The following is a 17,258-nucleotide window of genomic DNA, read 5'->3' on the forward strand; positions in this document are numbered from 1 at the left end:
ATAAGAGATTTCTTAAATAACATATGCAAATCGAAGACATAACCAACAACAAGCAAAAAAAAGCCCCGCGTCCGAATAGGCCGCAGGGCAAAAAATTGGCTGGATGCGACCAACCAAAGGAGCTCTTTACCTCACTTGGCGCTGGCGACCACCGTGTCCGGCTGCCAACCCCCCCCGAGGGCCTTGTAGATCGCGACGATGCCGCGATACAGGTCCACTTCGGCCTGGGCCTGGGAGTCTTCGGCGGCCAGGCGCTCACGTTGCGCGTCCAGCAGCACCAGGAAGTCCACGGTGCCTTCGCGATAGCGGATCGCAGCCAGGTCGGCGGCGGCGCGGCTGGATTCGCTTTGGCGGATCAGCGAAACCAGGCGTTGCTGACGCTTGCCGTAGTCACTGAAGGCGTTCTCGGACTCTTCCAACGCCAGCAGTACTTGCTGCTCGTAGGTCGCCAGGGCGCCATCGGCCTCGGCGTCTGCGCCGCGCAAACGCGCGCGCACGCTGCCCAGGTCGAACGCGGCCCAGGTGATGCTCGGGCCGAGGGCCCAGGCATTGGCGGCGGACGAACCGATCTGCGAACCCCGCCCGGCGGTAAAGCCGAGGAAGCCGCTGAGGCTGACCCGTGGGAACAGGTCGGCCTTGGCCACGCCGATACGCGCGGTGGCGGCGGCCAGTTTGCGTTCGGCGCTGAGGATGTCCGGGCGACGTTGCAGCAGTTGCCCGGGGTCGCCAATCGGCAAGGCCTTGGCAATCGCCGGCAGGTCTTTGGGGCTCAGGTCGACGCTGAGCTTGTCGGGGCGCTGGCCGAGGAGGGTGGCGATGCGGTTCCGCTCGCGCACTTGTTCGGCTTGCAGTTGCGGCACGCTGGCTTCAACCGCTGCGAGGCGTGCGTCGGCACGCTCCACGTCGAGTTGATCGCCCACACCGGCATCGCGCAGGCTGACGGTGATGGTGCGCGATTCCTGCTGGTTCTTCAGGTTGTCCAGGGCGATGCGCTCACGCAGTTGCGCGCCACGCAGTTGGCCGTAGGCATCCACCAGTTCGGCGATCATCGTCACTTGCAACTGGTAAAGGTCAGCTTCGGCGGCTTGCTGGTCGGCGTCGGTGGCTTCCAGGTTGCGCTGGATGCGCCCGAACAGGTCCAGTTCCCAGGCCATGTCCAGGCCGAGATCGTAACGCTCGGTCTTGACCCGGCTGGTGGTCTGGCCCGGAATCTGGCCTTTGCCCTGGTCGCTGCTGACTCGGCTGGTAATGGTCGGCATGGCGTCGTTGCTGGCGTCATCACGGATCGCCCGTGCCGCCCGCAGGCGGGCAAAGGCGACGCGCAGGTCACGGTTGCCTTGCAGCGATTGCGTCACCAACTGGTTGAGGGTCGGGTCGTCGAACTGCTGCCACCAGATGCCTTCGAACCTGGCATGGTCATATTGCTTGGCATCGGCAGCGGCCGTGATGTTGGCCGCCTCCGGGGTCTGGGTCTTGTAGTCCGGGCCTACGGCACAGGCGCTCAGCGCCAGTACCAGCAAGCTCGGCAGGAATACTTTCACACTCATTGCTGTGTCTCCAGCTTCAAGGCCTTGGCCGCTTTGCGCGCCTCGCTGCGCTCCACCGAGCGACGGATCAGTACGTAGAACACTGGCGTCAGCAACAGACCGAAGAAGGTCACACCGATCATCCCGGAGAACACCGCCACGCCCATGGCATGACGCATCTCGGCACCGGCACCGCTGGACAACACCAGGGGTACCACACCCATGATGAAAGCGAACGAAGTCATCAGGATCGGCCGCAGACGCAGACGGCAGGCTTCCAGTACCGCAGCGAGCGGGTCGAGGCCTTCTGCCTGTTTATCCTTGGCGAACTCGACGATGAGGATCGCGTTCTTGCACGCCAGGCCCACCAGTACGATCAAGCCGATCTGGGTGAAGATGTTGTTGTCGCCACCCGAGATGATCACCCCGGTAATCGCCGACAGCAGGGTCATCGGTACGATCAGGATCACCGCCAATGGCAGGCTCCAGCTTTCGTATTGGGCGGCCAGTACCAGGAACGCCAGCAGTACGCAAAGCGGGAACACGAACAGCGCGGTGTTGCCCGAGAGGATTTGCTGATAGGTCAGGTCGGTCCACTCGTAGGTCATGCCGTTGGGCAGTTCGTCTTTCAGCAGTTTCTCGATGGCCGCCTGAGCCTGGCCCGAGCTGTAGCCCGGAGCCGCGTTGCCGTTGATTTCAGCGGTGATAAAACCGTTGTAGTGCATCACGCGGTCCGGGCCCGAGGTGTCGCTGACCTTGATGAAGGTCGCCAGCGGGATCATTTCGCCTTTGTTGTTGCGCACTTTCAGCTGGCCGATCTGGTCTTCATCGAGGCGGAACTGTTGCTCAGCCTGCACGTTGACCTGGTAAGTCCGGCCGAAGCGGTTGAAGTCGTTGGCATACAACGAACCCAGGTAGATCTGCAGGGTGTCGAAGATGTCGCTGATCGCCACACCGTGGGTCTTGGCCTTTTCACGGTCGATGGCGGCATCGACCTGGGGCACATTGACCGTGTAGCTGGTGAACAGGCCGAACAGCTCCGGCGTGGTGCGGCTCTTGGTGATGATGTTCTGCACTTCTTTGTACAGCTCGTCGTAACCCAGGTTGCCCCGGTCTTCGATCTGCAGGCGGAAACCACCAATCGTGCCCAGTCCCTGTACCGGCGGCGGAGGGAAGATCGCCATGTAGGCTTCCTGGATGCTGCTGTACTTGCCGTTCAAGGCACCGGCAATCGCGCCGGCGGACATGCTCGGGTCTTTACGCTCGTCGAACGGTTTCAAGGTCACGAACACGATGCCGCTGTTCGGGCTGTTGGTGAAACCGTTGATCGACAGGCCCGGGAAGGCTACCGCGGCTTCCACACCCGGTTGTTTCAGGGCGATGTCGGACATGCGCTTGATCACGTCTTCGGTGCGGTCCAGGCTCGCAGCGTCCGGCAATTGGGCAAAGGCCACCAGGTATTGCTTGTCCTGGGCAGGTACGAAACCGGTCGGCGTGTGGGCAAAGCCCAGCCAGGTCAGGATCATCAGGCCGGCATACAGGAACAGCGCGATACCACTGCCACGGATCACCCGGCGTACGGTACCGACGTAGCCATGGCTGGCCTTGTCGAAGAAGCGGTTGAACGGTTTGAACAACCAGCCACCCAGCAACTTGTCGAGGAACTTGGAGAACCCATCCTTCGGCGCGTTATGGCTCTTGAGCAACACCGCCGCCAGGGCAGGGGACAAGGTCAGCGAGTTGAACGCCGAGATCACCGTCGAGATCGCAATGGTCAAGGCGAACTGCTTGTAGAACTGCCCGGTCAAGCCGCTGATGAATGCCGCGGGCACGAACACCGCACACAGCACCAACGCAGTGGCGATGATCGGGCCGGTCACTTCGCTCATGGCTTTTTCAGTCGCCGGGAAGGGTTCCAGGCCCAGTTCGATGTTCCGCTCGACGTTCTCCACCACCACGATGGCGTCGTCCACCACGATACCGATGGCCAGTACCAGGCCGAACAGCGACAGCGCGTTGAGCGAGAACCCGAACAGGTGCATCACCGCAAACGTACCGATCAACGATACCGGCACCGCCACCAACGGAATGATCGAGGCGCGCCAGGTCTGCAGGAACAGGATCACCACCAGCACAACGAGGATCAGCGCTTCGAACAGGGTGTGCACCACCGCTTCGATGGAGCCGCGCACGAAGATGGTCGGGTCATAGACGATGCTGTAGTCCATGCCTTGCGGGAAGCTCTTTTTCAGCTCTTCCATCTTGCCGCGCACTTCGTTGGAGATCTCGATGGCATTGGAGCCAGGGCGCTGGAAGATCGGGATCGCTACGGCCGGCTGGTTGTTGAGCAACGAGCGCAGGGCGTATTGGCTGGAACCCAGCTCCACTCGAGCGATGTCTTTCAAGCGCGTGATTTCACCGTTGGCGCCGGAGCGAATGATGATGTTCTCGAACTCTTCCTCGGTCACCAGGCGACCCTGGGTGTTGACCGACAACTGGAACGCGGTGGCGGTCGGTGCGGGTTGCGCACCCAGGGCACCGGCCGCCACTTGACGGTTCTGCTCGCGGATCGCGGTCACCACATCGGTCGCGGTCAGGTTACGCGAAGCGGTCTTGTTCGGGTCCAGCCATACGCGCAGGGAGTAGTCGCCCATGCCGAACAGCTGCACGTCACCCACACCGCCCAGGCGCGCCAACTCATCCTTCACGTTGAGCAAGGCGTAGTTGGACAGGTAGAGCATGTCGTAGCGCTGATCCGGGGAGGTCAAGTGCACCACCATGGTCAGGTCGGGGGAGGCCTTGTCCACGGTGATACCGATGCGCGTCACTTCCTCAGGCAGTTTCGGCTGAGTCCGGGTCACGCGGTTTTGCACTTGTACCTGCGCGTTGTCCAGGTCGGTGCCCAGGGCGAAGGTGATGGTCAGGGTCAGCTTGCCGTCGGCGGTCGACTGCGAGGACATGTACAGCATGTTCTCGACGCCGGTGATCGCCTGCTCCAGAGGAGCGGCCACGGTTTCACCGATGACCTTGGGGTTGGCACCCGGGAAGTTGGCGCGCACCACTACGGTCGGCGGCACCACTTCCGGGTATTCGCTGATCGGCAATTGGAACAGCGAGATCGCACCGGCGATCAGGATCAGCAGCGAGAGCACCGCTGCGAAGATCGGCCGCGAAATGAAGAACTTGGAAAAATTCATCTTGAGTCGTTTCCCTTAACCGCGTGGAGCCGCGACGGCTGCGAGCTTGGGCGCGGTTTTTTCCGGCGCCACTTGCTCCAGGTTGCTGGCTTCAAGCGCTTGTCGTTGTTGGGCCAAGGCGGCGAGGGTTTCCTTGCTGGCCATCGGAATGGTTTCCGGGGCGACCGGCGACCCTGGACGCACGCGCTGCAAGCCCTTGACGATAATGGTGTCGTCCTTGTTCAGGCCGCTGCGCACGATGCGCAAACCTTCGATCTTCGGCCCCAGTTCCACCGCGCGGTAGGCCGGCTTGTCGCCTTCCATCACCAGCACGAACTTCTTGCCCAGGTCGGTGCCGACGGCTTCGTCGTTGATCAGCACGGCAGAGTAGGTGCCGCTGCCGACCAGCTTCAGGCGGGCGTAGAGGCCAGGGGTGTATTCGCCCTTGCTGTTATCGAACACTGCACGGCCACGGATGGTGCCGGTGGCCGGGTTGACCTGGTTGTCGACAAAGTTCATCTGGCCCAGGTGCGGGTTGCCGGTTTCGTTGGACAGGCCCAGGTACACCGGGGTGGTTGCACCACGGCGGCCTTGGCGGGCCAGCTCGGTGTACTTGAGGAACACACGCTCATCGGCGTCGAAGTAGGCGTAGACCTTGTCGGTGGACACCACGCTGGTCAGCGCGGTGACATCGGCGGTGACCAGGTTGCCGGCGGTGATTTCGGCACGGCTGACGCGGCCGCTGATCGGCGACGTCACGCGAGTGAAGCTCAGGTTCAGCTTGGCCAGGTCCAACTGCGCCTGGATCCCGGCGACGGCGGCGCGGGCTTCCTGGGCGGCGGTGGTGCGCGAGTCGGCCAGTTCGGCGGAGATCGCATTGCTCTGGCGCAGGCGTTCGCCACGTTGTGCTTCGTTATCGCTGCGGGTCGCGGCGGCACGGGTTTGTTGCAGCTGGGCTTCTAGGCGGCGCACTTCAGCCTGGAACGGGCGCGGGTCGATCTGGAACAGCAGGTCGCCTTTCTTCACCAGGGCGCCTTCGGTGAAGGCCACCTGGTCGATCTGGCCGGACACGCGTGGACGGATCTGCACGGTTTCCGGGGCTTCCAGGCGACCGGTGAATTCATCCCACTCGTTGACCGGTTGTTCCAGCACCTTGGCCACGCTGACTTTGGCAGCTGGCATGGCGGCCGCTTGTTCCGGGCTCTTGCCGCACGCGCTCATCACCACCACGGCCAAAATCGCCAGGGGGAAGCGCAAATGTTTGAGTGACTGTTCCATGAGGTGCATCCGCCAATGTATTTGAGATGGGCGGATCATGCGCGGCGATGTGCTATGTCACGAATCGAATGAAGCAAAGGTAACTATCATTCGGAATGATATAAGCGCGAGATTAGCCCTCTAGCATGGGGGGTTCGTTAGGGGGCTATCAATAGGCGTGATGACAAAGGTCTTTTGCCTGGGCTGTAAGGACAGGCGAACTTCAGGTGCGCTCATTACCCCCGATGCCTGCCTCAGCGCGTATGAAGGTGCGGAAAATGTGATCCCACAACGGTGAAGAAACACCGAAGTTCTTCTCGATACCTTGACGGTGGTGCAGCTCATGATTGGCCACCAGGCCTGGAATGAAGCGATAGGCCCAATGCGCGGGGCGATGCATCACGTAATGTACCGAGATGTAATAGAAGTACCCGCTCACGGCGCCAACAAATGCTGACGTCAAGCCGGTGAACCAGGCCAGCAGCAACAGCGCGGCGAATGTCGAGCTGGTTTTCCAGCTCGACACACCGATATAGGCCAGCACGTCGACGTGGTGGGTCCAGTGCTCACGGCGATACAGCGAGTGAAACAGGAAGCGGTGCGCCGAGTACTCCACCAGTGACCAGGCCAGCAGACCTGTAAGTGCCAGTCCCACGTCGAAAGGTGCGAGGAAGAGGGCGAGGGCGATAAAGAGGGGGACGGTGAAGAAATCGAGGTAATAAGCGACTGACGACATCAGCCATTTGTTGGAAGCAGCCATGCGCGGAATATCCCTGAAGTGCCCGAGAGTCGGGGGCGCGATTCTCGGGGATCGCGCCGTTGCCGACAACTGTTTCGCACGGCACTGCGACACAGGTCTCACGCCGCGCTTGCGATAACCTGCCGGCCAGGGATGGCCGCAATCAATTCCCGCGTGTACTCGCTGGCTGGCCGATGGAAGATCTGCTCCACCGAGCCCTGTTCAATCACCCGTCCATTGCGCAACACCAGCACCTCATGGGCAAAGTTGGCCACCACCGACAGGTCGTGGGACACCAGCACATAGGCAATGCCCATTTCCCGTTGCAGCTCTTCCAGCAGCTCAAGGATCCGCGCCTGCACCGACACATCGAGCGCGCTGACCGGCTCGTCCAGCAACAACAGGTCAGGTTTCAACGCCAGGGCCCTGGCGATAGCGACGCGTTGGCACTGGCCGCCGGACAGCTCTCGCGGCAGGCGATCCAGGTAACTGACCGGCAAATGCACGCGGCTGATCAACTGCCGCGCCGCCTGTTCCAGCGCGGCGCCCTTGAGTCGTCCGAAGGACACCAGGGGTTCGACGATGCTCTCGAACACGGTGAAGCGTGGGTCCAGGGCGGCAAACGGGTTCTGCTGCACCAGTTGCAGGCGTTGGCGCAGCGGGCGAAAGTCGCGCCAGCTCAGGTGGGTAACGTCCTGTTGTTCGAACCAGACCTGGCCCTGGCTCGGTTTTTCCAGGCCGAGGGCGATGCGCAGTGCGGTGCTCTTGCCCGAGCCGGACTCGCCGACGATGGCCAAGGTCTGGCCGGGAAACACCTGCAGGCTGAGATCCTCAAGGGCCACGAACGTTGATTCTTCACCCTTGACCCTGGGCAGTACAAACGTCTTGCCGACGTTTTTCAGGCTCAGGATCGGTTGTTGTGTCGAATCCATGCGCGGCAAGGGCTCGCGCCGCCTGGCGAACGCCGGGGCAGCGGCAATCAGCGCGCGGGTGTAGTCGTGTTGTGGCGCGCCGAGGATCTGGCCTGGCGCGCCCTGTTCGACCACTTCACCGTGTTGCATCACCAGGATCCGGTCGGCGCGGTCGGCGGCCACGCCCAGGTCATGGGTGATGATCAGCAGCGAAATCCCGCGCTCGCTGACCAAGCGTTGCAAGTGGTCGAGGATCTTGCGCTGCACCGTCACATCCAGGGCGCTGGTGGGTTCGTCGGCGATGATCAAGCGCGGGTTGCCCGCCAGGGCAATGGCGATCAGCACACGCTGGCGCATGCCACCGGAGAGTTCATGGGGGTACTGGCGCGCACGCAGTACAGGTTTGTCGATGCCCACCTGTTGCAGCAGTTCGACAGTGTCCGCATCGACGGCGGGGTAGCGTTTGCCCTTGGCCAGGATCAGCGCCTCGGCGATCTGCTGGCCCACGCGCAGGGTCGGGTTGAGGCTGACCATCGGGTCCTGGGGCACCAGGCCAATGGTCCGACCGCGCAATCCACGCTTTTGGCGTTCACTGGCGTGGGTCAGGTCGTGGCCGTCTACCCATAGCTGGCCGGCGGTGACCTGCGCAGTGTCCGGTAACAGACCGAGGATAGCGTTGGCCAGGGTCGATTTACCGGAGCCGGACTCACCGACAATCGCCACGGTCTCGCCCTGGGCGATGCTCAGTGACAGACGATTGACCGCCGTGTGGCCGTGCCGATAGCTGACGCTGAGTTGGCGTACATCCACTAAAGCGCTCATCGCTGGATCTCCTCGAAGGTGCGGGCGATATGGTTGAGGCTGAACACCACGGCCACCAGAAACAGGCCGGGCAGCAGGGAAACCCAAGGAGCGGTGATCAGGAAGTGTCGCCCGTTGGCGATCAAGGTGCCCCATTCCGCAGCCGGTGGCGCAGCACCGAAACCCAGAAAGCTCAAGCCTGCGGTGGCCAGGATCGCGGCGCCAAAGTCCAGGGTCGCCAGCACCGCCACCGGCCCCCATGCGTTAGGCAGGATGTGCCGTAGCAAGGTGCGCCCCCAACTGGCGCCGCCCAGGCGCGCCGCCTCGACGTAGGGCAGCGTCTTGACCCGCAGCACCTCGGCGCGGGTAGTACGGGCAAACCCCGGAACAATGCCGATGCCCACGGCGATCGCCACGGGTACCGTGCCGAAGCCGATGGCCGTGACAATCGCCAGGGCCAGCAGCAGGCCCGGCAGGGCCAGCAGCACATCGACAAAGCGCATAATCACCGCGTCAATGCGGCCACCGGCAAAGCCCGACAGAATGCCCAGCCCCAGCCCGCCCAAGAGGGCGATGCCCACCGCGAGAAACGCCGCCAGGACCGATAGGCTGGCGCCATGGACCACCCGCGTATAGAGGTCGCGTCCCAGCTCATCGGTGCCAAACCAGTGGCTCAGGTTGGGCGCGCGCAGCTTGTCGACGGGCGAAGTGGCGTAAGGATCGAAGCTGCTCAAACCGTGCGGCGCCACAGCCGCCACCAAGGCAAACACCACCACCAGCAGCGCCAGGCTGAACCCCGGTCGTCGCAACAGGGGCAAGACCGTCGCCGTCACGCGTTGCAGGCGGCTGCGGCGGCGCCACAGCGCAGGGCTGGCCGGGAGGGGATTGCGGCCCAGGTTCTGCTCAAGGACGGTCATGGTCTAGGACACCTTTGGCGTGTGGGAGATGCGCGGGTCGAACCACGGGTACAACAGGTCGACCAGCAGGTTCACCAATACAAATGCCGCCGCCGACACCGAGACGATGGCGAGTACCACCGGGATGTCCTGGCGCAGCACTGCTTCCTGGGCCAGGCGGCCAATGCCGGAGCGGGCAAAGATGGTTTCCACCAACACTGCGCCCGACACCGTATTGCCCACCTGCAAGCCGATCAGGGTGAGGATCGGCAGCGCGGCATTCTTGAACCCATGCCGTGCCTGCACCTGGCCACGGCTCAGGCCCTTGGCGTAGGCGGTGGTGATATAGGACTCTTTCCAGACCCCCTGGAAACTGCGTTGCAGCACCTGGGCGTACACCGCCGCACTCGGAATCGCCAGTGTGATCGCCGGCAGCACCAGGCTTTCCAGACCCCGGCTGCCGGTGGCCGGAAACCAGCCGAGGCCGAAGGCGAACACCTGGATCAGCAACAGCCCCATCCAGAACACCGGCACCGAAAACCCCAGCGACGGCAGCCGCGCCAAGGCTTTTTTCAACGGTTGCCAACGGATATAGGCGGTCAGGTAGGCCAGGCCGATTCCGCCGAGCAACGACAACACGATGGCCAGGCCCGCCAGGGACAGGGTCTGCGGCAGGCGTTCGGCAAGCAACTCGGCCACCGGGCGATTCAGTGAAAGCGACTGCCCGAAATCCCCCCGCAACGCCCCCGACAGCAGATCGACATACTGCTCGAACAGGCCTTTATCCAGGCCGTAGTAGGCCCGCGCCTTGGCCAGGTCCTCCACCGACAGCGCATCGGCCTCCATGCCCGACGCGCTGAGCATGATCGACAAGGTGTCGCCCGGCAGCAGATACAGAATGAAATAGGTGATGCTGTACGCCCCCCACAGCACCAGCAGCGCCTGGCTGATGCGGCCGATCAGGTAGCGGCTCATGGCGTGCCGATCTCGATATCACCCAGCAGCGCGAAGCCCTCGGCGGTCCAGCGGAAGTTTTTTACCTTGGGCGAGGTCGCCGCCTGCCACACGCGCTCATACACCGGGAAAGCGGAGCTTTCATCGATGAGTAAATCCTGCAGGCTGCCGTAGGCGGCAGCGCGTTGCGGGGCTTGGGTGGCCGTGATGCCGGCGTCGAACAAGCCCTTGGCCTTTTCCAGCACCGCCGGTTCATAGGTGTTGGTGGCCAGCGTGGAACTGTTGGCGCTGCGTGGATCGAGGATGGTCTGCAGGATGATCGGGTCGGCGCGGGTCATGTAGTTGATGGTCAGGTCATAGTTGCCCGCCGAGTTGTTGGCAACCCATTCGGCGCGGGTGACCACGCTGAGTTTCAACTCGATGCCGACCTTGCGCAGTTGGTCCTGGATCAGCACATCGCCGGCGGTCTCGGCCGGGGTGATGTTGTAGCTCAGGCTCAGGCGCTTGCCGTTCTTCTGACGGTAACCATCCGCACCCTTGGTCCAGCCGGCTTGCTCCAGCAGTTGCTCGGCGCCTGCCGGGTCATAGGCCAGCTTGGCGCCCTGGCTTTTGAAGTACGGCGTGGTCACATCGAAGATGCCGTCCACCACCGGGAACTCGGCGTTGTAGACCGTACTGGCGTAACTCTTGCGGTCCAGGGCTTTTTGCAGGGCCCGGCGCACCTTCTGGTCGGCCAGGATGCGCTCGCCACGGGTGTTGGGGTACAGGTTCAGCGCTGGCCCTGGCAGCGAGCGGCTCTGGATGGTCGCGCCCTTGGACTGGAACAACTTCAGGTCGACTTCCGAGAACGGGTTGCGCGGCCACAGGATGTCGGCCTTGCCTTGCAGGAACAGGCCGTTGCGCACGCTTTCTTCGGGGATGTAGCTGATGTCCACCGCGTCCAGGTGCGCTTCACCCTGGTTTTGCATGTTGGCCGAGGCCCAGGCGTAGCCCTTGCGCTTGGTCAGGTGCGCACCGACTTCCGGCGTGTAGCTGGCCATTACGAACGGCCCGGTGCCGATGATCTTGCCCAGGGAGCGTTCCTTCACGCTCAGCGCGTAGGAAGCCGGCGCGAGGATCGCCAGGTTGGTGGTGGAGGTGGCTTGCAGGAAACCCGCATTGGGCTTGGACAGCACCAGCTTGACGGTAAAGTCGTCGACCACTTCGGCGTGGTCATAACCCGCCAGGTAGGTGGCGCCGAAGGTGGCCGGTAGTTCGGTGGCCAGTACCTTGTCGCTGTCGAAGGCGGTTTTCACCGCCTTGGCGTCGAAGCGCTCGCCGTTGCTGAAGGTCACGTCCTCCCGCAGGTGGAAGGTATAGGTCAGCGCGTCGTCACTGACTTCCCAGCGTTTGGCCAGCCAGGGAATGATCTGGCCGGTGTCCGGGTCCTGGTCGGTCAGGGACTCGGCCACATTGCGCAGCAGCACGCGGTGCTCCAGCCAATAGACCTGGAACGGATCGACACTGACCAGGGTGGTGTTATCGCCGAAAAACGCGATGTTCAGGGTCTTGCCCGCCTGGGTGTCATGCCCGGGCGAGCAGGCGGCGAGGCTCAGCGCCAGGGCGCAGGGGGCCAGCAGACGGCTCATCAAGTTGGCGGTATTCAATGGAGTGCCCTCATGTGGCGTGTGGATCAGAAGTCGTAGGCGAGCTTGGTGTACCAGTAGCCGCCGCCCGGGTAGAACGGCGGGTTGCCGTAGGTGGCCAGGCCGAGGTTGCTGTACACCGCGTGTTTGTCGGGGCGCACGTCGAAGATGTTGGTGCCACCGATGCTGACGGTGAGGCTGTCGACGAAGGTGTAGCTGACGTCCAGGTCAGTGATCCATTTGGCGCCGAAACTGCGGTCGCCGGTGGGGTTGATGGCCAGGGTCTTGACCGCGCCGTAGCGCGCGGTTTGCAGGTTGACGGCCAGGTCCCGGACCTTCCAGTTGGCGCCCAGGATCCACTTGGTCTTGGGTGACGCGTCGGTCAGGTCGCCTTCGCGGTCGCGGCCGACCAGGGTCACGCCGGAACCGGCCAGTGCCGCCGGTGTGTCGCGTGTGCCCTCAATCGTGGTCTTGTTCCAGTTGAAGCCCAGGCTCCAGCGCACATCGCCCCAGGCCTCCAGTGGCGTGGTGTGGTCGGCGACCACGTCCAGGCCCTTGGTGCGCGTATCGAACGCGTTGGTGTAGTAGTTGACCCAGGTGCCGGTCGGTACACCCTGGGCGGCGAGAATGGCGTTGATCGCGCCGTTGCCACGGTCGTAGAGGTTGCTGGTCAGGGCGATGCGGTCGTCGATGTCGATCAGGTAGGCGTCGGCGGTGACGCTGGTGCGCGGCGCCGGTTGCCAGGTCAGACCCAGCCCCAGGTTGCGCGATTTCTCCGGCTTGAGGTCATCGCCGCCCAGCGCCTTGGCCAGGTTGCTGCCGGACGGCGTCAGGCGCGTTACGGCCGGTACCACGTTGCCGTTCACATCAGTCGCCACACGGTTGTCGGCCACGGTGTAGCCGATCTGGGTCAGGGACGGCGCGCGGAAACCGGTGCCCACGGTGCCACGCACCGCTACGGTGTCGGTGAGTTCGTAGCGTGAGTTCACTTTCAGGCCGAAGGTGTTTCCCGAATCATCGTCGTAGTGCTCGACCCGCCCGGCGACGTCGAGAAACCAGCGGTCTGTCAGGTCGAAACCCAGGTCCAGGTAGCCGGCGTAGTTATTGCGGATCAGGCTGACTTCATCTTCCGGACGAATCGTCACCGCCGCCTGTGCGCCAGACGCGGCGGGGTAAGTGCCGGTGATGTAGGCCTCGCGCTCGCCGGCGAACGTACTGAAATGCTCCCAGCGATGTTCCAGGCCTGCGGAGACCTGCACCGGCGGCGTCAGGTTGAACAGGCTGTCGTAGCGGCGGGTGAAGTCGAGGTTGTTGACCCACTGCTCGAAGCGGAAGGTCGCCAGGTTATCGAACTTGGTCGGCGACGCCGTGCCCAGCGACGGGTTGATATTCAGGTCGCTGGAGTGGTGCACGTTGTTGCGCCCATAGGTGGTGCTCAGATCCCAGTTCCAGTCGGCCACCAGGCCCTTGCCGCCGAACAGCAACTGGTAGTCGCGGTCCTTGATGTTGTTGAGCGGGAAGTAACCGTCGGGAAACACCTCGGGCACTGCCGCCGTGCCCGTGGGCAGGCGGAAGTAGTTGGCAGCCTCGGCATCCCGTTCGCCATAGGTGGAGAACGAGTACAGCGTCAGGTCTTCCAGCGGCAGTTCGGCGTTGTAGGCCAGGTTGAAGGCCTTGAGGTCGGGATCGCCGTTCTTGATCGCCACGCGGTCCCAGGTCGCTTCCTTGGCCGGGTCGGCAAACGCCCGCACGCTGCTGTCGGCCTTGTCGTTCCACGACGCGCTGCCACGTTTGCGTGCATCGGCCGAGAAGTGAAAGAAGCCGCCCTGGCCGAGTTCGAAGCCCTGGTCACCCGCGACCTTGATGGTCTCGCCCTGGCCGGAATACAACTGGCCATAGCTGGTCTCCAGGTGACCGCCGCTTTTACTGGACTTGAGGATGATATTGATCACGCCAGCGACTGCATCGGAACCGTACTGCGCGGCAGCGCTGTCCTTGAGCACCTCGATATGGTCCACCGCGCTGACCGGGATCAGGTCGATGTCCACCGCATTCGCACCGCTGTTATCGATGGAACCGCGCTGGCCGGTGGCGCCGTTATGCCGGCGTTTACCGTTGACCAGCACCAGAGTGTAGGCCGGCCCCAGGCTGTGGTTGCTCAGCGGGCGGGTCACCGAGTTGTAGCCGGCGATGTTGGTGCCGAAGTTGAACGACGGCAGCAGTTTGGCGATGGCTTCGGACAACTCGGCGCGGCCGGTCTTGAGCAACTGGTCGCTGTTGATCACATCGATCGGCGCCGGACTGTCGGCCACCGTGCGTTGCTGGCCACGCAGGCCGGTGGAAATCACGGTGACGGTGTCGAGCTGGGCATCGTCGGCGAAGGCGGGCGCAGCGGTCAGGAGCAGGGAGCCGGTCAGCAGCGAAAGAGGCAACTTCTTGAGGGGAGTGGGGAGTGCGATGTCTGGCATGGAGATAACCTGGAGGGTGTGGGTGCGTCCTCCGCCAGGTATGGGGTCGGTCTGTGAAATGAAGATATATCTATAAAAAACCTTGTGGAAAGTCTTTTTTGGAATAAGCTAATTATCAGTTAATATTATTTATATCTGAAATAAAATTACCTATTTTTATTATGTGAGAAACAGGCGCGCTGCTTATCGCCAATGTCGACTACATTCCAGGGGAGGTTCCATTACGGAGAAGACGATCATGTTCAAACCCCGCACGCTGGCGGTTGCTGTTACGTGCCTCGCTTTGACCCTGGGCTCAGTGGCGGCGGTGGCCGACCCTGGCAATGGCAAGGGCCAGGGTTCCGCAAAGGGCAACGCACAAGGCGGCCAGGGTCATGGCAGCCAGGATCATAAGGGCAAAGGCGCAGACGCCGATGATAGGGGGCACGGCCCCAGTATCGACCGTGGCGGCATCCTGGGGGTGCTTGGTGGCTATCGTGACTATTGGAGCCCAGGCCCATCACTGCCGCCTGGCATACAGAAGAAGTTAGCGCGAGGCAAACCGCTGCCTCCAGGCATTGCCAAGAAGCTCGATGGGCGCCTGCTGGGCAGGCTGCCCCATTATGACGGCTACGAATGGCGGCAGGCGGGCACCGATTTGATCCTCGTGGCTATTGCTTCCGGCCTCATTTATGAGGTGCTCGAGGGGGCTTTCGATTAGGGCGCCGAAGCCTGACGATGGGGGCGCCGCAACGCGGTCGAACAGATTGAATTTACCGGGAAGGGTGCGTGCACAAGTTCACTGGCGCAGTCGGATGATGACTCAGGCTCGACGCTTTTCAGCCATCAGGCCTGCACCGCAGGGCCTTTCAACTCGATCTGATTATCATCAGGATCATTGAGATACATCGATAACCCGGTTCCCTCCGCGCCATACCGCATCACGGCCGCTTCAGCGGATACCCCGGCTGCCGCCAGGTGCTGGAGAATGGCCTGTTCATCGAACGGCTCGACTCGCAGGCAAACGTGATCGACATTGTGTCTTTGCTTGCCCGGCGGCTGCCCACCCTGACGCCCGATCGGCCCGTTCACATCAACCAGGTCAATCATGGATGTGCCAGCGCTCAGGTGAATCATGCCGAGGTCGTCACGGCGTTTTTTGACATCACACCCCAGCACGGATGTGTAGAACGCCAGGCTGCGCTCAATGTCCTTGACCCGCAAAACAACATGATCGATACGTTGAAGGGTAAAACTGCGCATTTCCATCACTCCTGATGCTTGCCGTTATCGAATGGGACAGTGTTCAGGGTAGCCGCAGTTTGAGTGCACTCAAGGCTGGCAGGGGCGAAGGCCGGATATTCAAATGGCCGCAATAGGCTAGAGGCAGATAACGTGAAAGAGTGGTCGTCGCTGTGCAGGTCGAAGGCGGGGGGCGTCGTTGATCTACGGGAACAACGCGTGCTCGCCATGGACGACTGCGCGTACAAGATTTCAGATAATCAATATTTTTAAGCTGACGCCTGTTCTGTTGAGGGAGAGGAAAAACTGAGTTTGCTATCCCTCTACTGGGCCAGCAGTGAGGCTGCATTTCGAAGGGCCTACTACAGGGATGTTGAAAATGATGACCTGGCTGTATGCCAACCGCCGGCTGAATTGCTTCCAGTTGGGGCGGGTGCGACCTACCGTCAGATAAAAGAGGCGCTTGGCGCTCTTGGTTCTGACAGGTTAATGGAGTAAGCCTCTTATCGTGTCATGTCTGACGGTGCATTTGTTCATAAGGGCTTGGAAAGCGCATCGGCTGTTTATTATTTTCGGTCGCATGACATTGCTGATGATGAGATGCCTTACGCGATACTGTGGAAGCTTTTCAGTGTTTGATTTAATGAACGTCAGGGTCCTGCGGTCAGGTTGAAGTGGTCGTACGCGACTCCCGAAAGTCGACATTTGCAGTCCCCGGTTGGTGTTTCAACGAAGGTGTATGCAGAGCAGTATGTCGGGCCTGGGATTGCTACGGCAGTGCCATTGCAGCACTCTCACAGTTCTTTTTTGTACGGGGTAACGCATGGACTGGAGTGATGTGCGGGTCTTTCTCGCGATTGCCCGCAGCGGGTCGCTGGGCGCTGCCGCCAAGCAGTTGGGTGTCAGCCATCCGACCGTGGGGCGACGCTTGCAGGTGCTTGAGCAGTCCAGTGGCCAACCCATTTTCCTGCGTACCACCCAGGGTCTGGTTCTGACCGACAGCGGAGAAAAGCTGCTCAGTCTGGCGCAGGAAATGGAGCAAAGTGCCTTGGCAATCGAAAGGCGCCTTGCGGGGGACAGCGCACAGCCAGAAGGTGTGTTGCGCATTTCTTGCGCCGACTGGTTCGCCTGTTATGTGCTGGCCCCGGTCCTGAATGAACTGGGACGACGTTATCCGCTGATCGTGCCCGAGGTCATCGCAGGGCATCGATTGTTTGACCTGGCTCGTCGCGATGCCGACATTGCCTTTCGGATCGTTCCTTTCACCGAACCCGATATTGTCCACCGCAAACTGACTACCTTGAGCTACGGGTTATACGCGGCAGTCGGATCCGCTGACCCCGAGCCGCAGGGCGACGGGGTCGGTTTGATCACCATGAGTGTTGCCCAGTCTCACTATCCCGATGTGCAATGGCTGCAGCAGCGTTACCCTCTGGCCCGTAAGGTGTTCACCAGTAGCAGCCGCACCGCCCAGGCGCACATGTGCGCGCAAGGGCAGGGTGTCGCCGTATTGCCCCGCGTCCTGGGCGACCAGTTGACGGCGCTGCGGCTGATTGATCCGCATGAACCGCCACCGGGTCGCGACATCTGGATGGGTTACCACCAGGACATGCGGCAGATGGACAGTCTTCGTGCCCTTGCCGACCTTGCCTCGAGCATGATCGGCTCGCAGCAGGGCCGATGA

At 62.1% G+C, this 17,258-nt stretch carries 12 protein-coding genes; 2 read left to right on the forward strand and 10 right to left on the reverse strand.

Annotation, left to right across the window (positions count from 1 at the left end; all coding sequences use genetic code 11):
* Positions 1-131: 131 nt before the first annotated feature.
* The 9 genes from ACZ445_RS13935 to ACZ445_RS13975 all read right to left on the reverse strand — a co-directional run bounded on the left by ACZ445_RS13935 (position 132) and on the right by ACZ445_RS13975 (position 14,353).
* Positions 132-1,547 carry an efflux transporter outer membrane subunit gene (locus ACZ445_RS13935; RefSeq protein WP_464708471.1) on the reverse strand — a complete coding sequence of 472 codons (1,416 nt, stop codon included), beginning with the start codon at positions 1,545-1,547 and terminating at the stop codon, positions 132-134.
* The gene (locus ACZ445_RS13940; RefSeq protein ID WP_464708472.1) at positions 1,544-4,723 is read right to left on the reverse strand and encodes an efflux RND transporter permease subunit; all 3,180 of its coding nucleotides are present in this window, start codon (positions 4,721-4,723) and stop codon (positions 1,544-1,546) included. Before ACZ445_RS13940 ends, ACZ445_RS13935 begins: the two co-directional genes overlap by 4 nt.
* 15 nt (positions 4,724-4,738) lie before the next feature.
* A complete protein-coding gene (gene mexE, locus ACZ445_RS13945; RefSeq protein ID WP_058426088.1) occupies positions 4,739-5,980 on the reverse strand; it encodes a multidrug efflux RND transporter periplasmic adaptor subunit MexE in 1,242 nt (413 codons plus the stop codon).
* 202 nt (positions 5,981-6,182) lie between these two features.
* A complete protein-coding gene (locus tag ACZ445_RS13950; protein ID WP_464708473.1) occupies positions 6,183-6,719 on the reverse strand; it encodes a sterol desaturase family protein in 537 nt (178 codons plus the stop codon).
* Positions 6,720-6,817: 98 nt separating this feature from the next.
* The gene (locus tag ACZ445_RS13955; protein ID WP_179028479.1) at positions 6,818-8,431 is read right to left on the reverse strand and encodes a dipeptide ABC transporter ATP-binding protein; all 1,614 of its coding nucleotides are present in this window, start codon (positions 8,429-8,431) and stop codon (positions 6,818-6,820) included.
* Positions 8,428-9,327 carry an ABC transporter permease gene (locus tag ACZ445_RS13960; RefSeq protein WP_058426071.1) on the reverse strand — a complete coding sequence of 300 codons (900 nt, stop codon included), beginning with the start codon at positions 9,325-9,327 and terminating at the stop codon, positions 8,428-8,430. Before ACZ445_RS13960 ends, ACZ445_RS13955 begins: the two co-directional genes overlap by 4 nt.
* A gap of 3 nt (positions 9,328-9,330) precedes the next feature.
* Complete coding sequence (locus tag ACZ445_RS13965) at positions 9,331-10,281, reverse strand: ABC transporter permease (RefSeq protein ID WP_464708475.1); 951 nt, start codon at positions 10,279-10,281, stop codon at positions 9,331-9,333.
* Positions 10,278-11,888 carry an ABC transporter substrate-binding protein gene (locus ACZ445_RS13970; protein WP_464708613.1) on the reverse strand — a complete coding sequence of 537 codons (1,611 nt, stop codon included), beginning with the start codon at positions 11,886-11,888 and terminating at the stop codon, positions 10,278-10,280. The genes ACZ445_RS13965 and ACZ445_RS13970 overlap by 4 nt, the downstream gene beginning before the upstream one ends.
* Positions 11,889-11,932: 44 nt before the next feature.
* Entirely contained in the window at positions 11,933-14,353 is a 2,421-nt protein-coding gene (locus ACZ445_RS13975) for a TonB-dependent receptor plug domain-containing protein (protein WP_464708476.1), read from the reverse strand.
* A gap of 238 nt (positions 14,354-14,591) precedes the next feature.
* Between ACZ445_RS13975 and ACZ445_RS13980 the strand changes: the two genes are divergently transcribed.
* Complete coding sequence (locus tag ACZ445_RS13980; RefSeq protein WP_464708478.1) at positions 14,592-15,053, forward strand: anti-virulence regulator CigR family protein; 462 nt, start codon at positions 14,592-14,594, stop codon at positions 15,051-15,053.
* A gap of 125 nt (positions 15,054-15,178) precedes the next feature.
* On the opposite strand, the gene ACZ445_RS13985 is transcribed toward ACZ445_RS13980, so the two are convergent.
* A complete protein-coding gene (locus ACZ445_RS13985; protein WP_464708479.1) occupies positions 15,179-15,595 on the reverse strand; it encodes a VOC family protein in 417 nt (138 codons plus the stop codon).
* An 802-nt stretch (positions 15,596-16,397) separates the two neighbouring features.
* Between ACZ445_RS13985 and ACZ445_RS13990 the strand changes: the two genes are divergently transcribed.
* The gene (locus ACZ445_RS13990; RefSeq protein ID WP_092250113.1) at positions 16,398-17,258 is read left to right on the forward strand and encodes a LysR family transcriptional regulator; all 861 of its coding nucleotides are present in this window, start codon (positions 16,398-16,400) and stop codon (positions 17,256-17,258) included.

Source organism: Pseudomonas allii (assembly GCF_055380095.1).